Origin of the sequence: Psychrobacter sp. Pi2-51 (assembly GCF_904846665.1) — a bacterium.
GTDB classification, from domain to species: Bacteria; Pseudomonadota; Gammaproteobacteria; order Pseudomonadales; family Moraxellaceae; genus Psychrobacter; species Psychrobacter glaciei.
Map to the genome: position 1 here is coordinate 1 of NZ_CAJHBP010000018.1, position 20596 is coordinate 20596.

The 20596-nt window shown below is 43.8% G+C and carries 14 protein-coding genes; 13 read left to right on the forward strand and 1 reads right to left on the reverse strand.

Features of this window, described 5'->3' with window-relative positions:
* A partial coding sequence (locus JMY08_RS09945) for a phage late control D family protein (protein ID WP_201593128.1) occupies nucleotides 1–1492 on the reverse strand: 1492 nt, incomplete at its 3' end.
* 227 nt (nucleotides 1493–1719) lie between these two features.
* Between JMY08_RS09945 and JMY08_RS09950 the strand changes: the two genes are divergently transcribed.
* The 13 genes from JMY08_RS09950 to JMY08_RS10010 all read left to right on the forward strand — a co-directional run bounded on the left by JMY08_RS09950 (nucleotide 1720) and on the right by JMY08_RS10010 (nucleotide 20565).
* Nucleotides 1720–2190, forward strand: coding sequence for a hypothetical protein (locus JMY08_RS09950; RefSeq protein ID WP_201593129.1), 471 nt, complete (start codon nucleotides 1720–1722; stop codon nucleotides 2188–2190).
* A 144-nt stretch (nucleotides 2191–2334) separates the two neighbouring features.
* A complete protein-coding gene (locus JMY08_RS09955; RefSeq protein WP_201593130.1) occupies nucleotides 2335–2997 on the forward strand; it encodes a hypothetical protein in 663 nt (220 codons plus the stop codon).
* Nucleotides 2998–3024: 27 nt separating this feature from the next.
* Nucleotides 3025–3537 (forward strand): type VI secretion system contractile sheath small subunit, encoded by a 513-nt coding sequence (tssB, locus tag JMY08_RS09960; protein ID WP_010199981.1) that lies wholly within the window; start codon nucleotides 3025–3027, stop codon nucleotides 3535–3537.
* Between the two features lie 3 nt (nucleotides 3538–3540).
* Complete coding sequence (gene tssC / locus JMY08_RS09965) at nucleotides 3541–5031, forward strand: type VI secretion system contractile sheath large subunit (RefSeq protein ID WP_194618964.1); 1491 nt, start codon at nucleotides 3541–3543, stop codon at nucleotides 5029–5031.
* A gap of 54 nt (nucleotides 5032–5085) precedes the next feature.
* A complete protein-coding gene (locus JMY08_RS09970) occupies nucleotides 5086–5589 on the forward strand; it encodes an Hcp family type VI secretion system effector (protein ID WP_025651832.1) in 504 nt (167 codons plus the stop codon).
* A gap of 96 nt (nucleotides 5590–5685) precedes the next feature.
* Nucleotides 5686–6177 carry a type VI secretion system baseplate subunit TssE gene (gene tssE / locus JMY08_RS09975; RefSeq protein WP_189580852.1) on the forward strand — a complete coding sequence of 164 codons (492 nt, stop codon included), beginning with the start codon at nucleotides 5686–5688 and terminating at the stop codon, nucleotides 6175–6177.
* A gap of 77 nt (nucleotides 6178–6254) precedes the next feature.
* Entirely contained in the window at nucleotides 6255–8078 is a 1824-nt protein-coding gene (tssF, locus tag JMY08_RS09980; protein ID WP_201593131.1) for a type VI secretion system baseplate subunit TssF, read from the forward strand.
* A complete protein-coding gene (tssG, locus tag JMY08_RS09985; RefSeq protein WP_201593132.1) occupies nucleotides 8042–9097 on the forward strand; it encodes a type VI secretion system baseplate subunit TssG in 1056 nt (351 codons plus the stop codon). The genes tssF and tssG overlap by 37 nt, the downstream gene beginning before the upstream one ends.
* Nucleotides 9098–9260: 163 nt before the next feature.
* Complete coding sequence (gene tssH / locus JMY08_RS09990; RefSeq protein ID WP_201593134.1) at nucleotides 9261–12263, forward strand: type VI secretion system ATPase TssH; 3003 nt, start codon at nucleotides 9261–9263, stop codon at nucleotides 12261–12263.
* The gene (gene tssA / locus JMY08_RS09995) at nucleotides 12263–13417 is read left to right on the forward strand and encodes a type VI secretion system protein TssA (RefSeq protein WP_201593135.1); all 1155 of its coding nucleotides are present in this window, start codon (nucleotides 12263–12265) and stop codon (nucleotides 13415–13417) included. Before tssH ends, tssA begins: the two co-directional genes overlap by 1 nt.
* 103 nt (nucleotides 13418–13520) lie before the next feature.
* A complete protein-coding gene (locus JMY08_RS10000; protein ID WP_201593136.1) occupies nucleotides 13521–16223 on the forward strand; it encodes a contractile injection system protein, VgrG/Pvc8 family in 2703 nt (900 codons plus the stop codon).
* A gap of 2 nt (nucleotides 16224–16225) precedes the next feature.
* Nucleotides 16226–17098: a hypothetical protein gene (locus JMY08_RS10005; protein WP_201593137.1), complete on the forward strand. Its 873-nt coding sequence runs from the start codon at nucleotides 16226–16228 to the stop codon at nucleotides 17096–17098.
* Nucleotides 17095–20565, forward strand: coding sequence for a toxin VasX (locus JMY08_RS10010; protein WP_201593138.1), 3471 nt, complete (start codon nucleotides 17095–17097; stop codon nucleotides 20563–20565). The genes JMY08_RS10005 and JMY08_RS10010 overlap by 4 nt, the downstream gene beginning before the upstream one ends.
* The last annotated feature ends 31 nt before the right edge of the window (nucleotides 20566–20596 follow it).

A 20596-nucleotide genomic window follows, 5' to 3' on the forward strand; every position in this document is an offset into this window, starting at 1 on the left:
CGTCATAGAGCGATCTGCTAATCACTGGACTGTCGATATCGCCGTACCAATGGTTAAGCAGGACGGATTGTCCAAGCCGTGGGGCGAATTGCCAGCCATGACTGCTACCGGATGACAGTTGCAATGCGCGCAGCGGCGGGGTAGTGCCGTCGTCGTGAGGGCTGATGCCTGAGTAGACGGGGGTCGTGATGGTTTGTTGTAGGTTGTCATCGGTGACACTGGAGTCATAACTTGGTGTAGTAGCGCTGCCAGTACGCGCTTGGGTCAACCCTTTATAAGTATGACTGGCAAAGGACAAGTTGCTGGGATAAGGGGCGTAGGGGATTGCGGCGTCAAGCAAAGTCGCTGATACCCAAACCCCAGTGTCACGAGCAATATCGTAGCCATGATCGGGGATGAATATCCCGCTCTGTTGCGTAGTACGTTGTAACCACGCTTTGATATAGGCTTGGTTGTGATAAGACACGCTGTCGCTGTCCGGCTCAATCCCAACCATCTGCGTACTGATACAGTAGCTAGTCAAACGACCGATAGTAGGTAAATTATGAATACTCACAGGACTACCGACCACCATGCCTCGCATCGCACCAGTCGCTTGGTAATGTTCACGCTGACAGCGATTGGCATTCACCCATTGCTGTGCCAACACCGTCGCTGCACTATCGCTATCGACGCGTGAAGGCGCGCCTAAAAGCACAGTCGTGTCGTCTATTGCTAGTGCTGACTCATCAGTAGCTTGGCCTTCATAAATGGTATCCGCGCTTAAGCCATCTGCTCTTACCATCACCGTCTGACTACCCAGTTGCTGCGACCTCATTTGTAGCTCATTAACCGTATCTTGTCCTGACTGGATAGAAGACTGGGCATAACGATAGTCTAATGGTAGTAACTCTGTCTCATCAAAACTGCTTAGTAGCATCAGACACCCTAAATTATCTAATGAATCACCCGATATCCATAGGGTACTGACACCACTATCAGCAAGTAGCCCGGTTATAAACTCCCAATCACTGACATCCGACTGGGTGCGCATAGGAAGCTGAGAAGACAGGCGCTCTGATGACTGCAAAGTCTCAGATAACTGCCAATCAAATTCATAGTCGGCAAAGAGGGTAGTGACGATGTCGAGCGTAGATTGATTAATGAAACTGCGGGTATGAATGCACTGGGTTAATTGCCAATCGGGGCTGACGATGTCTAAAGTGTAAAAATGCAGTGCGCCATCTGAATGCTGGTAGTTGACGGCTTTAATAAGCCCAGTGCGATGACTGGGTTCACGGGAAACCGAAAGAGTGTTTAAGCAGACAAATGTATTTACCAAAGATAAACAAGAGTTTGAATCTAAAAAAGCATGCGAATAGAACAATAGCTGACTAGTAGCCGCTTTATCAATGGCACTTGACCAAGAGAATGCAGCAGGATATAAGGTAGTAATGGGTATATTATTGGTTTCAACGGTAATCTGGTGTAGACGAGCGGTTTGCGAAGGCATAAGGGAGGTTCCCGTGACTGCAGATTTAAGGGTACAGTCGGTCGCTTAAAAGTAAGCACTGCTAAAATATATACTAAGAAAAGTATAGAGTTTATTGAAATATTGTCAAGTATCTGTATAATCGATTTGCAATAAGTTTTTAATTAAAGAACTTTAGTTCTAAATATATTCTATTATAACGTCATACTTCCTCTTATTCTTTTTGTTTTAATGATGATGATTTGCTTATGAATTCTATTGATTGTACTAAGCTGAAAGGGGTAGGTCTGCTATCTGTGATTTTCAGTGCCAGTGTGTTACTGACAGCGTGCGGTGGCGCCGCGAAGAAAAACACACAGCCCTTAACGGTTTCTAAGCCAACAGTGGCTAAGCAGTTGGATGAGCCTTCACTCTCTTATCTTTCTGATGCCATGAAAGTCGATGACGGGCGTGCAGTGACAGCCCAGCAATGGATGACCATTGCCCAAAGCAATTATCAATCAAAAAAGTACGCCCGTTCATTAAGAGCGGCAACCGAAGCATTGAGTCTCGATGATCAGCTGGTAGGAGCGCGTCAACTTGCTATGCTCTCTGCGGTCAAAGTAACGGAGAGTAATATTGACGCTTACAGTGACAATGCGGTGATGAACGATAATGATAAAGCGAGATTCAAAGACACTTTAACCAATATGACGACCTTGGTTAGTACGGCTGATTAACCATTATCGAGTCAACAGATGCATACATCTCATATTAATAATAGCGAGCACCGATTTACGATGACAAGTATTAAAAACGCTATCAAAGTCACTAATAAAATACCCAAGACGATCTTGGCCGGTCTACTTATTATGGGATCGGTTATGAGTACAGCTCATAGTGAGCTTTCGATACAAGAGCAAGATCCAGGGTCAAGTGTCATTAACCAGTATGCTGCCCTTAAAAATGCGGATGCAAAATCACCGCAGTTGCATCAATTGATTGCTGACTTAAATCAGAGGCTAACTCGTAATCCGAAGGATTCTTTGGCTTGGGAGCTGTTGGCTCAGATTTACGCCAACAATGGCTATCATGCTTATGCTGTCTACGCAGCGAGCGAAGCAATTGACTCAGGTCAAAGCACCGCCACGCTCAAAAGCATCCTTATAAATAGCAGTGCCCTTGTCTCACAGAGCCAATTACAGTCAGATTACTTGACGGATGATATGGATACGGCATTTTTAACTGAATATCAGCGCGCGCTTAGCAAGATATATGGTGAAGTCTACGGTTTTAACTATGATGAGTCTTTGCCAAAACCACCTGCGCCTGTGGTGAAGGCTCGATCGACTAGAAGCAAAAACGTGTCCAACGCGAAGCGCCGCGCAGCCGTCAAAAGACAAGCCGCCCCTGTTAAAAGAAAAGCAGCAGTGAAACAGAAGTCACGTCCAGTGCCAAAAGCAAAGCCCGTTCAGAGACCGACTAAACCATCATCCCCTAGAAGTAGCAACACCAAATCTACTGATCCATTCAGTATATTACGTTGAAACCAGAAACTGCTGAGGCAACTTATTATGGCTAATCAAGATAGTGTGCAAAAGAAACTCGCAAAAGTACGTGCTCCTCGGGTGCATTTGACTTATGACGTTGAAGTGGGCGATGCGATCGAAACGAAAGAAATTCCGTTTGTCGTTGGGGTGTTGGGAGAGTTTTCAGGAGATTCTACTCTTGAGCAACCGCGCTTTAAAGACAAGAAATTTGTCGAAGTGGATTTGGATACCTTTGATGAGGTGATGTCAGGTCTAGCACCGCGTGCGACGTTCCGAGTAAGCAATGACTTGAGTGACAAAGGCGGCGAGTTCGCGGTTGATTTGGCATTCAATAGTATCAACGATTTTCGCCCTGAAGCGGTTGCTGATCAAATTGAGCCATTAAAGCAACTGGTACAAGCACGAGATCGCTTGGCAGATTTACGCAACAAAATATCGGCCAACGAAAAACTCGAAGACCTATTGGATGATGTGCTCAAAAACACTGAACAAGTCAAGAAAATGGCGGAACAAAACCAAACCGACGGTGAGGATTAAACGATGAATGCTCAAGCCCAGCAGCAGATAGCAACGGATCCATTGAATAGCGAGAGCTATGACTTACTCGAAGAAATCGTTAATAAAAGCAATGTTGCCAAGTCCGATGATGAAAAAAACCGTGCGAAGTCGCAAATCGCCGAGCTGGCCAATGAAGTCATGCAAGGCACGGTGACATTATCAGACAATTTAGCCTCATCTATTGATGCACGAATTGCCCAAATTGATGCGCTGATCTCTAAGCAGCTGACGACGGTCATGCACGCACCTGAGTTTCAGAAGCTAGAATCTAGCTGGCGCGGTCTGCATTATCTATGTAGCCAAACCCCGTCTGAATCCATGCTTAAGATACGCATGATGAATACTACGAAGCGCGAGCTTACCAAAGACTTTCAGTCTTCAATAGACTTTGACCAAAGCACGCTGTTCAAAAAAATCTATGAAGAAGAGTTCGGTAGTTTCGGTGGTGAGCCGTATGCAGCAATCGTTGGTGACTTTGAATTTACTCGCCAAAACTCTGATATGTATCTGCTCGAGCAGTTGTCTCATGTTGCGGCCGCTTCCCATGCACCATTTGTGTCGGCGGCTTCCGCTGAGATGTTCGGACTCGATTCCTTTACTGATATTGGTCGCCCACGCGATTTATCAAAGATATTTGAAACGGCTGAATATATACGCTGGCGCGCCTTTAGGCAGTCAGAGGATGCTCGCTATGTGGCGCTGACAGTGCCTAGCTTTTTAGGTCGTCTGCCTTATGATCCTAAAGATGGCACAGTGGTAGAAGGCTTTAACTTCACTGAAGAAGTCTCTGGTAATGATCACAATGATTATCTATGGGTGAATGCCGCTTATGCTTTTGCTTCACGATTGACTTCTGCCTTTTCTGACTATCGTTGGTGTGCCGCTATTCGCGGTGTGGAAGGTGGCGGCTTGGTTGAAGGTTTACCTGTCCATACTTTTAAGACTGATGAAGGGGACTTGGCGCTTAAATGCCCAACGGAAATCTCTATCACTGATCGCCGCGAAAAAGAGTTAAGTGACTTGGGTTTCATTCCATTAGTCCATTGCAAAAATACCAATTATGCCGCCTTCTTTGGTGCGCAATCAGTTCAAAAAGCCAAAACCTATCAAAACGATGATGCCAATGCCAATGCGGTACTGTCGACTCAGTTGCAATATATAATGGCAGTATCACGTATTGCCCATTATCTAAAGGCAATGATGCGCGATAAGGTAGGTAGTTTCTTAGCACCTGGTAATGTTGAGTCGTTCTTGAATGATTGGATTTCTCGTTATGTCTTGCTAGATGATGGAGCCTCACAAGAAGCAAAAGCCCAGTACCCACTGCGCGAAGCTTCTGTACAAGTTGTAGAAGTGCCAGGCAAACCTGGTGTCTACAAGTCCGTGGTCTTTTTGAGACCACACTTTCAGCTTGACGAATTGTCTGTTTCTTTGCGTCTGGTCACTCAACTGCCGCAGTCTAGCAACAGCTGATCGTTTATTAAAACCCAACGTTAAATTTAAATTTTTAAATACAAGGTGTGTGATATGAAAGATATTTATATTCAGTTCCGTGGTAAGTACAAAATTGACGGTGAGTCTCGTGACAGCGAGCATAAAGGTTGGCTTGAAGTAAATACTTGGGATCACTTGATTCGTCAGCCAAAATCAGCGACAGCCAGCAGCGTTGGTGGTCACACTTCTGAGCGCTGTGAACATGCCGATATGACCTTTATGAAAGATTTGGACTCGACCAGTCCTAAGCTATGGGAAGCATGTTCTGCTGGCTATACTTTTGATGAAATTCAAATTGACTTTTATCGTGCCAACGGTGATAAGCGCGTTAAATATCTTGAAGTAAAGCTTAAGCATGCGCTCATTGCTAGTGTTGAGCCAACTGTCCGCTCTGAAGGCGTACCAATCGAAAAAGTCGGTATCAAGTATGCAGCAGTTGAGTGGACTTACACGCAGCAAGATATCGATGGTACTGCCAAGGGCGCTGTGACGAAGAAATGGTCACTAGCCAACAACACTGCTACTTATACTGCCTAAACTGGTGTTAAGTGTCATTCATTTATTGTGTCAATGAAGAAAGGTTTATATCTAGGCCTTTCTTTTTTATTTTTTTAAATAGGGATGACTGTATCCATGAATTACGCCGCTAACGCCTCTAATCATAAAGTTGGGTTTCGCCCAAATTTATTTGAGCAACTATTCGATGACCAGCCTCGTCATTTAGCGCATGAACTCGTGGTTCGCAGGCTTAATATTGATGAGTTAAAGTCTTCAGTAGCCCAAGACCTAGAAGCGTTATTAAATACTCGCTGTGTGGTGTCGAGTAAGCTGCAAGCCTATCAACATGTACGCTCATCGATACTAAACTTTGGCATATTGGACTTTGTGGGACTGAGTAGTGCCAATCCTGCAGACTGTGATTATATCTGCCGACAAATCGCGCAGACAGTCGAGCAGCAAGACAGTCGTCTGCAGAATGTCAGAGTATCGCTAGATATTGGCGCAGTCGATGTCAATCAGCTATGTTTTTCAATTGAAGCGTTACTGAAAGTTTATCCTGCCCAAGAACTGGTCAGTTTCGATGCGTTCTTTGAGCCAAGCTCTCAGCGTTATTTAATAAAATAGTCATTATTAATTTAATGAAATAACCAGTGTTACCGCTCAATCTTTACAGTTAACAGCGATCACTATATTGAGGCATCATGGACAGTCTACTTCCTTATTTTGAGCATGAGCTTAGTTTATTTAATAAGCAATCAAAAGAATTTGCCAAAAAGTATCCCAAAATTGCCAATCGGTTATTGATGGGTCACGATACGGTAGATGATCCGCATATTGAGCGATTGATACAGGCTTTTTCACTGATTAGTGCGCGCATCAATAAAAAGCTAGATGATTCATATGCAGACTTTACCGAGTCTTTACTTGAAGTCGTTTATCCCGATTATCTTAAGCCTTTTCCATCAGTCTCTATTGCACAGTTTAACCTAGGCGTGCAGGGCAATGCGATGAGTGAGCCTGTTTTAGTGCCTAAAAAAAGTATGTTTGCTAGTCAAAAAATAAACGGCACGCCTTGCCAGTTTCAGTCAACCCAAGACGTGACGTTGCTACCGCTACAGATAGATAGCGTCGATTTTGAGACACGCCAAGAAGTATACGATAATCAGCATGGACTGCTTAACGGCTGCATTAGCATTAAATTCAAAGGTCTTAATCCAAGCTTCGACTATCAGGCTTTGTTAAATCATTCGCTAGATTTATATATAGATGAGGATGCCAGTCAAGGCACCAGCTTGTGGGATCTGCTAGGGTGTGATGTGAAACAAACGCATCTTCATGGTAGGCAGGTCAATAAGATAACGGGTAGTCCGTTTGAGATTATAGGCTTCGATCCGGAGCAGCAAATTCTTCCTAGTCATCGAGTGAGTAACGCTGCCTCTGCATTATTAAAAGAGTACTTTTATTTCCCTGAAAAATTCAATTTCTTACGCCTCAATCTTGGCCGTGTTTGTCCCAATTTAAAAATTGATAGCACTGGTTTTGAGATTCGCTGTTATTTTAAGTTTGATAAAAAAAACACCATCCATTTAAAAAACTTGCAGCAACTGAGTGCCAGCAGTATTAAGCTGTTTTGTACGCCCGTGGTCAATCTATTCAAGGCAGCCGCCAAGCCCATTCAAGTCACTCATCGCTCTATCTATTATGATTTGGTGCCCGATACTCGTGCGCTTTTTCAACATGAGATTTATGAGGTCAATAAAGTCATAGAGTCCAAGCAAAGTAATAATCGTTTGATACAACGCGAATACCATCCGTTTTATGCGCTCAATCACTATGAGCAGCAAGATGACGGTCGTTATTATCATATCAAACGCGATAAGGATATGGCTGAATTTAAGCAGGGCTTTGAATATCAGATTATGTTTGTAGAAAAGCAGCGTGAGGATGTGTCAGGTGCGGTGAGCATAAGTGCTGCTCTGCTATGCACCAATAGAGACTTGCCCGCGCAAGTGGTGTTCGGTCAAAGCCGAGGTGATTTGTTTAGTGAAGGGATGACGGGCTTTAGTAGTCTGTCATTATTAAAGCAGCCTACCAGAACGGCACGGTTTGAATACACCGGTGAGGAGCGTTGGCGACTAATATCGCTGATCAGTTTGAATTTTTTATCACTTGCTGCCCAAGATGCTGAGCTGATGAAAGAGTATCTGTCGCTCTATGATATTACTCAATCTGCCTCTAATAAACTGCTGGTAGAAGGCATCGTCTCTGTCACCACCAGTATCAAAGCTCAGCGGATTCAGCGCTTGCCGCAACCTGGATTTGTACGCGGTACGGTCATTGATATTCAGATTAACCAAAAGAATTTTGCTGGAGTGAGTATCCGCCAGTTTGCCCATTTATTGGCTCATGTTTTTGGCTATCATGCCAGCTTAAACAGCTTCGTTGAGGTTGCCATCAGTGATGCCGTTACCAAAGAGGAGATATACAGATGTCAGCCACGCAGCGGTCTCAGTCCTCTTATTTAACGGATTTATTAGCGGCGCCGCAATCTTATGAGCTATTGCAAGCGCTGCGCTTGGTTCAGCATGAAGTCGGTATGGGGCATGCGCCTATCGAAGTGCGCTACCGTGCCTCATTGTCATTGGCGTATCCGCAAGCTGAAATTGAGTCGATGGCGCTCATTGCTCAAGACAATATGGAAGACAGTGGCCGTTCAGTAAAGGATGGTCAAATAAAGGACAGTTCATTAAATGCCAGTTCGTTAATGGCCAGACAGATAGAGGTTTGCCCAGCAGTTATTGGACTGACAGGACCATTATCAGCTTTGCCAGCGATGTATACCGATCATTTGGCATCGCGAGTCAATCATGCAAAAGACAAAGCAGCCCCCGCTTTTTTGGACTTATTTAACCATCGATTGACGGATTTGTACGTACAAGCGAGCTGGTTTTATAACTTGCCACTACAGTATGAGTTAAAGGATAAAAAAGACAGCTACCTGTTGAGCTTGCGGGCACTGGCACGTCAGCCGAAAAAGCTAACGGCAATCGATAGCTTGATTGCTTATGCTGGCATGATTGCCCCCGGACGTCTGACCGCTGATCAGTTAGCACATGTACTGTCGCACTTCTTAGATAGCACGGTCAGCGTGCAGCAGTTCGTGCCTGAGTGGTTTGATCTGCCCGCTAGCGAGCAGACCGCACTCGGTGGTCAGCATGCGGCACTTGGGATATCTACATTTTGCGGCGCGCGGGCTGTACAGTTCGATAGCAAAATTAGAATCGTCTTTCATCAGTTGGATGCCAAACGCTATTTAAGACTGTTACCAGCAGGGGATATGTATCGCGTCATTATCGATTTTATTCGTAAATGGTGCGGTGTGAGCTTGGCGGTCGAAATGCAGCTGGAGCTAGACAAGCAATATATTACCCCTTTGTCATTATCAGAAAGCAGCTTTGGTGGCTTAGGGCAGGGTGGGTTTTTGGTATCTCAGCCTGCGATGCAGCATCATGATAATACCCGCTATGCGCTGCCTATTCAGTAGCATTCATATCGGTTTTGAAGTGAATCAACTATAAGTTGCTGGTTTGCTAGTAACTGTAAGAAATTGCTTTAAAAGTTGCTCTAAAAAAAGCCACTCTAATTTTGATACATCAGTTTAATAAAAATAATGTTAAGTCTATTGAACATGCCAAAGGAAAAATTTTATGAGCCAGTTAAAAGCTGTAATTACCCGCTTAAGCCCAAGCTGTCGACAGTGTTTGCAGCAGGCAGCTAGGCTTTGTATCAATAACGGGCATCGTGAAGTTGATACCGTCCATCTGCTACATGAACTGATTGCGATGCCGCACAATGATGTGGCTCAGATACTTAAGTTCAATAAGATTGCTCAGCCATCGCTTTTAGCAGACATGACCGATTTGCTGAATACCTTTGGTCAAGCAACAGGCTCTACCCCTGTGTTTAGTCAAGGGTTGATGGCGTTGTTAGAGGACGCATGGGAGCTAGCCAGTAGCCAACATGGTCAGAGTGCTGATAATAATAGCGCACTAGAAATCCGCTCTGGGCACATATTGCTCGTGCTGTTGGCATATGAGCGTTATCAGTCGATACTTAAAACCCTTCCTGAGCAGCTACAGTATATCGATCGTTTTACCTTAAAAGATGATTATGAGCGCCAGTGTCTCGGTAGTACCGAGGGTAGTGGAACAAGCAGTAATAAAAGTACCAATAATAAAGGCGTCAATAAGGGGGCTGATGGTGGTGCTGATAGTGAAGACAATGACATTAACAATCAAGAATCTTTAGACGCTAAGCAAACTGAAACTAAGCCAACCCCTGCGTTGGATAAATATACTTACGATTTGACCGCAAAGGCCAGTGCCGAGCAAATAGATCCAGTCATCGGCCGTGAGTTTGAGATTCATCAGCTGATCGATATTTTGATTCGTCGTCGTCAAAACAACCCTATTTTGACAGGTGAGGCAGGCGTTGGTAAAACTGCTGTGGTAGAGGGCTTGGCGCAAAAGATAGTTGCTGGTCAAGTGCCAGATCAGCTCAAAGACGTGACGATACGTAGTCTCGACATGGGCTTGCTACAAGCTGGGGCGAGCGTCAAAGGTGAATTTGAAAACCGTCTCAAGCAAGTGATCGAAGAAGTACAAGCCTCGTTACAGCCGATTATTTTGTTCATTGATGAGGCACATACCCTTATCGGTGCTGGTGGGCAGGCAGGTCAAAACGATGCAGCGAATTTACTGAAACCGGCGCTGGCTCGTGGTGAGCTGAGAACCATTGCTGCGACGACGTGGTCAGAGTACAAGAAATACTTTGAAAAAGACGCGGCATTATCGCGCCGCTTCCAAGTGGTCAAAGTCGATGAGCCTGATATTGAAACGGCAGTGGCGATGATTCGTGGGTTGAGTGCCAAGATGCAGGCGCATTTCGGTATTTTAATAGACGATGATGCGTTACAAGCGGCGGTTGAATTATCCGCACGTTATATCAGTGATAGACAACTGCCTGATAAAGCGGTCAGCGTATTAGATACGGCAGCGGCACGGGTGAGTTTATCAAAAACTGCGATGCCCAATCAGCTGGATAGGCTACAAGCCAAAGGCGTGCAATTAGAGCAGCATATCAATAATCTTAGTCAACAGCTTGAGCGTATCGGCGGCGTTGACGAAAAAGAGAAAGTCAGCCAAAAAATAGCGGTACTCGATGAGCAGCGTCAGTCGAATCAACAAAGCATAGCTGATATGACAGCTCGCTGGCAGGAGCAACGTCAGCTGAACAATCAACTTGATACACTCAATCAGCAGTTGAATGGTAAGGCTGATAATGCCTCTAATACAAATATACTTAGTGCAAAAGAGCGCTTAGACAAACAAGCTGAGTATCAAAGTATTGAGCAGTCGCTAAAACAAGTACAAGAGACGCATCGCCTTATCCATCCTGTATTGGATAGACAAGTGATTAAGCAGATTATCTCAGATTGGACAGGGATTCCACTCAACGATATGGCAGGCAATGAAAAAGACCAGATCTTAAATTTGGCTGATACCTTGCAAGCACGTGTCATTGGGCAAGACCACTCTGTGGCGGCTATCGTTAAGCGGATTCATACTGCAAAAGCGCGCTTAGATGACCCCAACCGCCCGCAAGGCGTATTTATGCTAGTCGGGCCAAGCGGTGTGGGCAAGACAGAAACTGCGTTGGCGCTATCAGAGGTACTGTATGGGGGTGAGCGTAATCTTATCACCATTAACTTGTCAGAGTATCAGGAAGCGCACAGTGTTGCGTCATTAAAAGGCTCGCCGCCAGGTTATGTTGGCTATGGTGAAGGTGGGGTATTGACGGAGGCCATCCGCCGCCGTCCTTATAGTGTGCTCCTACTCGATGAAGTCGAAAAAGCACATCCAGACGTGTTGGATTTGTTTTATCAGGTCTTCGATAAAGGGGTGATGGAAGACAGCGAGGGGCGTTTAATTGACTTCAAAAACACCCTTATTTTATTGACCAGTAATATTGGCTCAGCGCAGATTATGCAAGCGTGCATCAATACAGATCCAGCCATCACTGATTTTAGCCTGCCAGACAGTGATAGCCTAAAACAAGCCATCAATCCACATTTATACAAAGCCTTCAAGCCTGCATTTTTGGGTCGTCTAACGGTCATCCCTTATTATCCATTGACGGATGACGCGCTCGCAGAAATCATTCGCCTAAAGCTGGATAAAATCACTGGCCGCATCCGTGATAATTACGATGTGCCTTGTGTCATTGACGATGAGGTGATTGAGCTGATTTTATCACGTTGTCATGAGGTCGATTCTGGTGCACGTAACGCCGATGCTATTATCAGTCATACCTTGCTACCGCAGCTGGCGGGTCAGCTACTGGCCCATGATGACAGTCAAAGTGTGCTAAAGAAAATGACGGTATTCGTCGATGAGGATGATAATTTTGCCTATCGTCTCGATACTGATGCTGTTGTAGCGCTCAATCATATGGCGCAGTACAGTGAGGTTGAAGGTGACGTGAGTAAAGCGCCTAGCAAACAAGTTGCAGCTAAGAAGCCAGCTACCAAAAAATCTTCTACTAAAAAAGAGCCTGCTACTAAAGAGGCTGCTACTAAAGAGGCTGCCGTAAAAAAGCCATCAGTGAAAAAAACCATCAGTAAAAAATCTGTTAAGAAGGATTTATTATAATGAATATGGGTAATTCCTTACTAACCGATATTGACACCCTTATCGCGCCTATCGATGGCAGCCATCATGGGGTGGGTGAAGATCTCATCTTTGATCCACGTATCGATGCCATCGTTGCTGCTCGTCAAGAAGACGATCCACTGCTGGCACAAGGCAACTGGGTCACTGAATTAAAAGTCGCTGATTGGGATTTTGTCAAAAACCAGTGTGCAGAGTTGCTCAGCGATACCAGTAAAGACATGAAGCTGACACTGTGGTACGTTGATGCCCTGAGTCACACCAATCATTTAGCAGGCATCAGTCATGGGCTGAGCGTATTGCAAGCATTCAATGACGAGTACTGGCTCACCATGTATCCACCATTAGACGGTGAAGAAGACAGCATGGATATCAGAGCAGGGCTGCTGTCGTGGTTCGTCAAGGCACTATCCGATGATATCAAGCAACTATCGCTGGCTGATACAAAGGCCGAGAGCTACAACTACAACTACTACCTAACCGCACGCGATCATGATAAGCAGCGTCAGCAAAACCCTGACAGCGAAACATCCAACCAATTGACACTGAGTGATTATAATCACGCCATCAAGACCAGTAGTGAGACTTGGCAACAAGCACTGATGAGCAATCTTAATAAAGTAACTGAGCAGTGGCAGACATTGACCGATCAGCTCAATGATCTGATGGGTATGGATGCGCCAGTCTTCGCACCAGTGACGGATTTATTGATTGCACTGACGCAGCATTTGCGTCCATTGATACCAGAATATTCTGATACTGCTCATAGTATGGGTCAAGAGAGCCAAGCCGATAATGTCGACCTGATTGATACTAATGAACCTATGATGTCGGATAGTAGTGGACAATCAGCCAGCACAAATAATATTAGCTCAACCAGCTTCAAGCCCAGTAACCGTGATCATCAAAGCAATCGGCGGCAAGCGCTTAAATTGCTGGCTCAAATCCAAGACTATTTTGCCACCAATGAGCCGCACAGCCCAGTGACTTTTTTACTCGGTCGGGCGATTGACTGGGCCGACATGCCGCTGGATCAATGGCTCACCCATATCATCAAAAACGAAGATCAATTATCGCTGCTGTCTGACATGATTGGTATTCAGCCCAAACGTGACTCCTCTGACGATGATCATTAAATTAAAGTTGGATTGATAGAACTGTTGGTTAAATTGCAATGCTTGCATTACTTTTTACTTGGTGATTTTGATCGCTAAACCTTTAGATAGAGAAGGGCTTGTCATGGTATGGACTCAAACAAAGCGGCATGTGCAACTTAGCAGTGCCCATCCTGATATCGCCACCAGTCTCATTCAACAGGCTGACTTGATTGAGAGTTTGTTAGGTATGCCATTACCTGACAGTGTTTGGCGTAAGCCCGCGCTGATGCCAGCGCCTGATGCCTACCCAAGCCCCTACCATCATGACCAACGTGTCCAAAGCTATACCGACCGTCAGCTCGCGCTTTATACTGGCTACCGTATTAGTATTACGTTACTGCACCCACAAGCAGGACTGGATATACAACAATGGTTAGGCCAAAAACTAGCCATGCACTGGCACACGGGTGACGCCATACTACCCAGCCAAACCCGTCACGGCATCATCACCGAAGCCGTTGCCCTCGGTAGCAACAGTGGTATGGCTGCCTACCGTATTATCTGCGAACCTACGGTAAGCCAATTACGCCTTAACAGTCATAACCGCCGTCATCATCATCTAAGTTTAAGCGAGCTTATCAAAGATATTGTTAGCCCATATGATATAGACGTTGAGATTGACGAGCGTCTCAGTGATGACAGCAGCTATCATATTCAGCATAGCGTCCAATACAACCAAACCGATCTTGCTTACTTAACGCAGTATCTCACCCTTTACGGTATTACAGGTTATTACCGTCATGAAGCGGATAGTCACACGCTAGTGTTACTTCCTCATAATGGCGAAATACTGCGCCCTGATGCCAATGACATTCAAAGCATCTTAAGTCAAAACCCTGCCAATCTCGCTGATAGACAAGATCGCATCACCGCCATTCGTCCCCGTATTGCCCAGCATATTCAGCAAAGCGATCTACATCGTTATGACAGTCGCTTGATGAGTACCTATACCGGCAGTCACAGTAGCGAGCAACCTATCGACTCATCAAGCAGCACGCATCATCGCTTTTTGCACAGTCATAGTTATTTAAACGATGATGGACTCACCGCACTTGCCACCCGCTATCAGCAGAACGCTGAGCAGCTGGCCAATCTAGGCAGCCTAACCGGCAACATCCGTCATCTGAATTTGCCAAGTAGCCACTATATCGATGGCAACCCTTATCTGACCGATCCGATCAGTCTCGTCTCTATTCATCAGCACATTAACAATCATATTCCAGCAGACTGGCTGGGCGCAATCGCTTTTGATCCTATTACCTTACAGCCCAATACGAATCATGCCAATGACAGTGATGACGACAACGTCCATCACATCAACGCCTGCTACCTACCGTTCCCACATCATCACCACATTCCCTATGGGGAGCAGTTTGCTACACTTGGACAACCACATCCCAGTCTGACAGGTCTCATGAGTGCGAGTATTATTGATACAGATAGCAGCGCCATCACCCATGATCGTAACCACCGTGCGCATATCAGATATCACTGGCAAAGCGAAGGAGACGATAGCGCGCACTGGATACCCATTGCTAGTCACCTCGTTGCCGACCACATGGGACAGACTCATCCTCTGCGTCATGGACAGCATGTCCTTATCGACTTCATCGGTGGTGACATCACCCATCCCATCATCATTGGCAGTACCCATAACGGGCAAGGCAATATTGATGCTCAGCATAATAGCATCGTCAGTGATACCGACACTATTGACGCCATCAGTCCCGCTTGGTTTATCAATCAAAGCCATACTTATCCCATAGATGGGATTAAGACTCAAAGTATTGATAGCAGTCGAACAGGTGATGCCACTAAAGACAGCCTTATTAACGGCTATAACCAACTCATGTTTGACGCTCATCCTGAGAGTCCGCAAATTAACGTCTATAGCAGCAGCCACCAAAGCAGCCTGACCTTGGGTCATCTGTATCAGCATAGCGACCATACCCGTGGTCAAGCACGGGGCAAAGGCATCAGCATCGAGACTCAAGCCGCCGCCAATGTACAAGGCAGCACTGGTATTCATATCAGTAGTCGCAAAACTGGCGTTCAACCAAAACAGCATATGAGTCATGACAGTCATAGTAAGTTACAAACTGCTGACCAACATCAGCAAGCCTACGCGCAGCTGGCTGACACCCATCAACCAGTGGGACTAGAGGATAGTAGTAATAACAAGCAAAGCAACAGTAAAGAAGACGCGCAAACCCCATTTTCCCAATTTAGCAAAGATACCAATGACAGCGCGCTAGATAATGCGGGTCAATGGCAACAAGCCAACTTGCTCATTGATTCCCAGCGTCATTTGGCACTGCTCAGTGGACAACACAGTCAGCATACCAGCACCAAGAGCACGCATAGCCACGCGACAAACAATACCCATCATCACAGTCAAACTCAAATGAATCAACTGGTGGCAGGCGATATACATTACTACAGCAATGAAGCGCAAACCCATACCGCTGCTCATGGCGATGTGACGATAAAAGCGCATCAAAGTGAGATTCGACTTGACAGTGAGCAAGTCCTACGCATCCATAGCCGAGACAGTATTGAGATCATCGCGCCTGATACGCTAACGCTAAAAGCAGCAGGCAGTGGTATTGAGATATCGGGTGGCAATGTGACATTTATAACGCCTGCTCAAGTGGGCTATAAGGCAAGTAAGGTGGATTGGGGTAGCGGGGGTGGAGTTAGTCCAACGATTACCATGCCTCAAGACGAGCTTGCCGACTGTGCTGCCAAGACCGGTAGTGCTGGCAATAAAGGTGGAGCGGTCTAGGTATGCTAATACCAAAAGTAGAGTTTCTCGATGATATTCAAGCGACCGACGCTTATCAAAAGCAGCTTAATGCTTTATATCTAAAGGTCTATGATAAGCAGTATCAGCAGCTGACTGTTCTTATTGATTTGAATGCTCATGGAACAGCAGTCTTGGATATACTTGACGGTGGCGCTAATTTGCTATTTGAGCGTGTCAAACGTATTCATCATACCTTTGAAGATGATTTAGCACTTATCGACATTCAACTGAACAGTAGTACTGGTCAACGTTTATTAGAGCAGCTATTGGCTCTAGCAATATATGAGAACAGTAATGATATCGCAGGTCATGCGCATCCTCGTAGCGTCTGTCTATGGCTATTTGATCAACCAATCACTGAAAGGTTTAAACATAGTATATATCTGATAGGGCAAGCGTATGGATTGGGATCAAACAAGCGTCGCTATTTACGCTACTGGGATCCGAGAGTGTTAGCCCTGTTAACCCATATTTGGACAGCTGAACAAAAGCTGCAAGTATACCAATTAAAATTACCTCGTATGCACTATGTAGATTGGAATAACACCTTTAAAGAGATAATGTTCCCGCTGCCTAATAAAGTATATCCGTCTGATACGAAAGCAGCATTGGAGCAGCTTAAACCTCTACCGTTTAGATTTAGTCAACAGCAGTGGCAACTGCTTGAGCAAACAGAATGGATAAATATGATAGTAAGACAATTAAAAGAGCAAGTCAGAGTGACGGAAGATATTGTAAATATAGTCATATCACAAGCATTACTCATTGCCAAACGTCAAGTCACGCAGCAGCAGGCGGTTAATAATGTTGTTAAAAGCTTAGTGCAGATGAGCGATGATAGGAGCAGAGTATGAGCGAGTCAATTGATAAGTATATTGATAATTTAAGAGGTAATGACGATCAACATACATCTGAAGTATTAGATGATATCACCAATGATCATAAGATAAAATTGGCAGTGAATAGCGAGGGTGGTTCGAAAATAGATAGTATATTTGGACCTTTCCAATGTCCATATGAATGTGGCAAGCGAGGTATCCCAATTTTACCAGTCGTTTTCAGCCAGAAAAGCTATAATTTAAGTGCTAAGGATGAGCGATATTTTAACCATTTACTTGCTGAAAAATCACAAAGTAATACCGCATTAGCTTCTCTACCTACTCAAATTTATTTATATGTTTATTTTAAGTATCTTTCAGGTATTGAATATATAAGTGAATATTATACAGGCAATGACGGATCATTTAAAGAAATAACTAAGTACGACAAAGAAAAATTGGAAGGAGACAGTAAAGAGGCCAGCTCATCAAAACGTAAAAGTATAATAGATGAGAGTATTTCTCAACCTATAAACTGTACTGAACCGCAGCATAGTACTATAGCGACTAAGTATATTTGTTTGTCACAGGAATATGATGTTGCATTCTTAAAAGTATCTCATGCCAGGTTAAGCGTAACTGTCTTAAAAAAATATATGCAAGATGAAAACTTTAGAAAAAAAGGCATGCAAAAGTTTGTAATGGCTGATCAAGTAAAAAATATAAATACTATATTTATGTCAAATAACGAGAAAGAATATATTAATAGTTTTAATCGTAGAAAAGAATTAGAAAAAGGAAATGATATTGATAGTAAAATTATAGTATCAGAACAGTCATCATATGCATCTAAAAAAAATACTCTTTCAGCAAGCAAGACTTCAGTAAGTCAAGATTATATTCGTGATTCTTATATGCTTGCTAAAAGTAGTCAGCAAGCAGCTAAGTTATTGTATGAACGAATGCATTATAGTATTAAGGATAGTATCGAGGATATACGAAAAGCTGATTACATTTTAGCGAGTAACCCGAAAGACATTTCTACTTTGGTAAATGCCAAACCCATGATGGTCGCTCTACCAGATCCCGTAGGCGAAGTACTGGCAGCGGCAGAAAAATGTAATTACCTAATTAGCCAGCTTAGTCAGCTATCGGAAAATAGCAATCTGCGCAAAGTAGCAAACGCACTTATTATAAAAAATCTTGAAGAGTCTAGTATTAAGACAACCAAATACAATGATAAGGAGTGGTTTAATTGGGGGGATAATGATTATTTAGGTACTTTTTTAAACGATATATTCAGTGATACTGATCCCGATACACTTATATTCAAGCATATCAAGGAAGATAGTTACCGTTTTTATCTACGAACCTCTCAGCAAGTTATTGGACTAAAAAAGCAACTTTTTGAGGCACGGAAAAACTACATTTCTATTATAACGGACAAAAAAGCATCGTTGAATTTCCAGTATGTTTTAGAAAATGATTTTGATATTAATCTTAGCCATGATGAAGAGACGGCTAAAGGTTTTGAGGCTATAGTCGCTGGTTGTATTACCAATTGTGGTATTGATGATAGCAACCTTGGATTACCGCAAAGTATTCTTGATGCTTTCGCGAAGTCTGCACCAAAGAGTAATGATATTGCTGATGAAGAATTTCAGAAAATATTATTACCTCAATTTAAGCAAAGCACTGAAATAAATAAAAATTGGTTACTTAAAGCGCTTGGTGGACTAGATAAAAACTTAGTCCAAAAACTTTATGATTTTAGTAAACAAGATAGAGGGACGGAAGCTGCTGGTGCAGGCATTGGCTATCTTAGCGAGCAAATTAGCGCCGGTGAACTTGAGAGTATAAAAGTCGACAGTGAACGCAGCGCTGCCGCTAATAAGAATGCTCTAGTTAAAACTCTAAGCCAAAACTTAATTAAACTGTATCATCATGATGTAAAAGCCTTTAAAAATTTACATCTTACCCTACAAGCAAGTATTTATGGCCATACGGGTATTAAAATTGTACCAAGGCGGGTTATCGCTAGTATGGATACGATGTCAGCCTTTGCCAATTATGCTATGGATATGACTGTACCAAAAACACTAAAAGACGCTATCAATGCTAGAGCACGTAAAATCAAATCAGGAGCGATCAATAAGTATGAAGGTATGTCAGGCAATACAGTCACGCGGTTACCTAACATTGATACTCCTGCTCAAGCGCAGATTTATATACTCAATCATATTGATGAAGCGAAGCGAAGTAATAAGGGCGTTAGCTCTCTTGAACCTCTTAACAATGGAAAACCTATCAACCTTGATGCTTTAGATGCAGAGCAGCTAGCAGCTGAGGCAAGGCAGTGGCGTGGTAAAAGCGCAAATGTCGCTGCTGGTGGCTTCTCTATCTTTATAACCTTCTTTCAATTAAAGTCAGTCGTTGCAATCCTACCATTTCTCTCAAAACTCAGATATGCAGGTGATAAATTATTATTAACTCAAACACAACTAGGCACAGCAAGTACCAGTCTAGCCATTGTGACAGCTAGTATGGATACCACAGCAGCAGGGGCAAGTATAATAGGCAGAACCAGCTTTGCCAGTAAACTAATATACCGTGCAGGATGGATAGGGGTAGTCGGTGCAGTGCTAGAGATAGGAAGCTTGACCATTTATGGTTATCGTAAGTTTAATGATGGTAACAGGATATCTGTTATTTACACAGGATTAGCTATTGGTTCTATATCAGCCTCAGCCGTTGCGGGACTAATTTATGGTTATGCAGCAGTTAGTACGTCATCAGCTGGAACAGCTGCTATTCCCGGTGCCGTGTTACTGTCTATTATGATGATAGGATTATCTCTAAGCTATAGCTTTCAGCGTCTAGCTTACAAGTATGATGATAAACAAAACGTATTGATAGAATATTGGCTAGACAACAGCGTCTTTGGTAATCAAGCTATGCGAGGACAAGACTATTATCTAATAAATCCGTTTCAGACACAGCCCGTTTTTAACAGCTTAGCAGAGGATATTAGCGGTTTTATTACCGCTTGTTCAGGCTTTTTTGCAAAAAGTACATTAAGTAAAAATCACGGTAGAACAAATGGGATATTAGGAGGGGCTGTTGCCGGAATACATGGTATCAAATTTAACAGCCAAGTCGTGATGGGTCAGTTTATTGACAGTAGTGAGTTGCATATTTCTGTTGAGCTGGTCACGAAGGATGGCAAGGTATTGAATAACATATTTAATATGTCTATGTCATCTACTAATGGTTCACTAGGATATGCTGGATTTGGTGGTAATTTTGATAGTAGTCAAGTCGTTATAGAAAGTAAAGATAAAAATACTGTAGTCACAATCAAAGATATCTATATCAAAAACAGCGTCTATAGTGCAGATAGCATTCAAAAGGGCAGAGTGATCATTAAGTATATCGCTGATGCCACTCAAAATCCTGTCTATCCATTGTATGACTTTGCTTACATGGATAATAACAAATACTGAGCCAGTGACTACACGACATATTTAAGTTGAG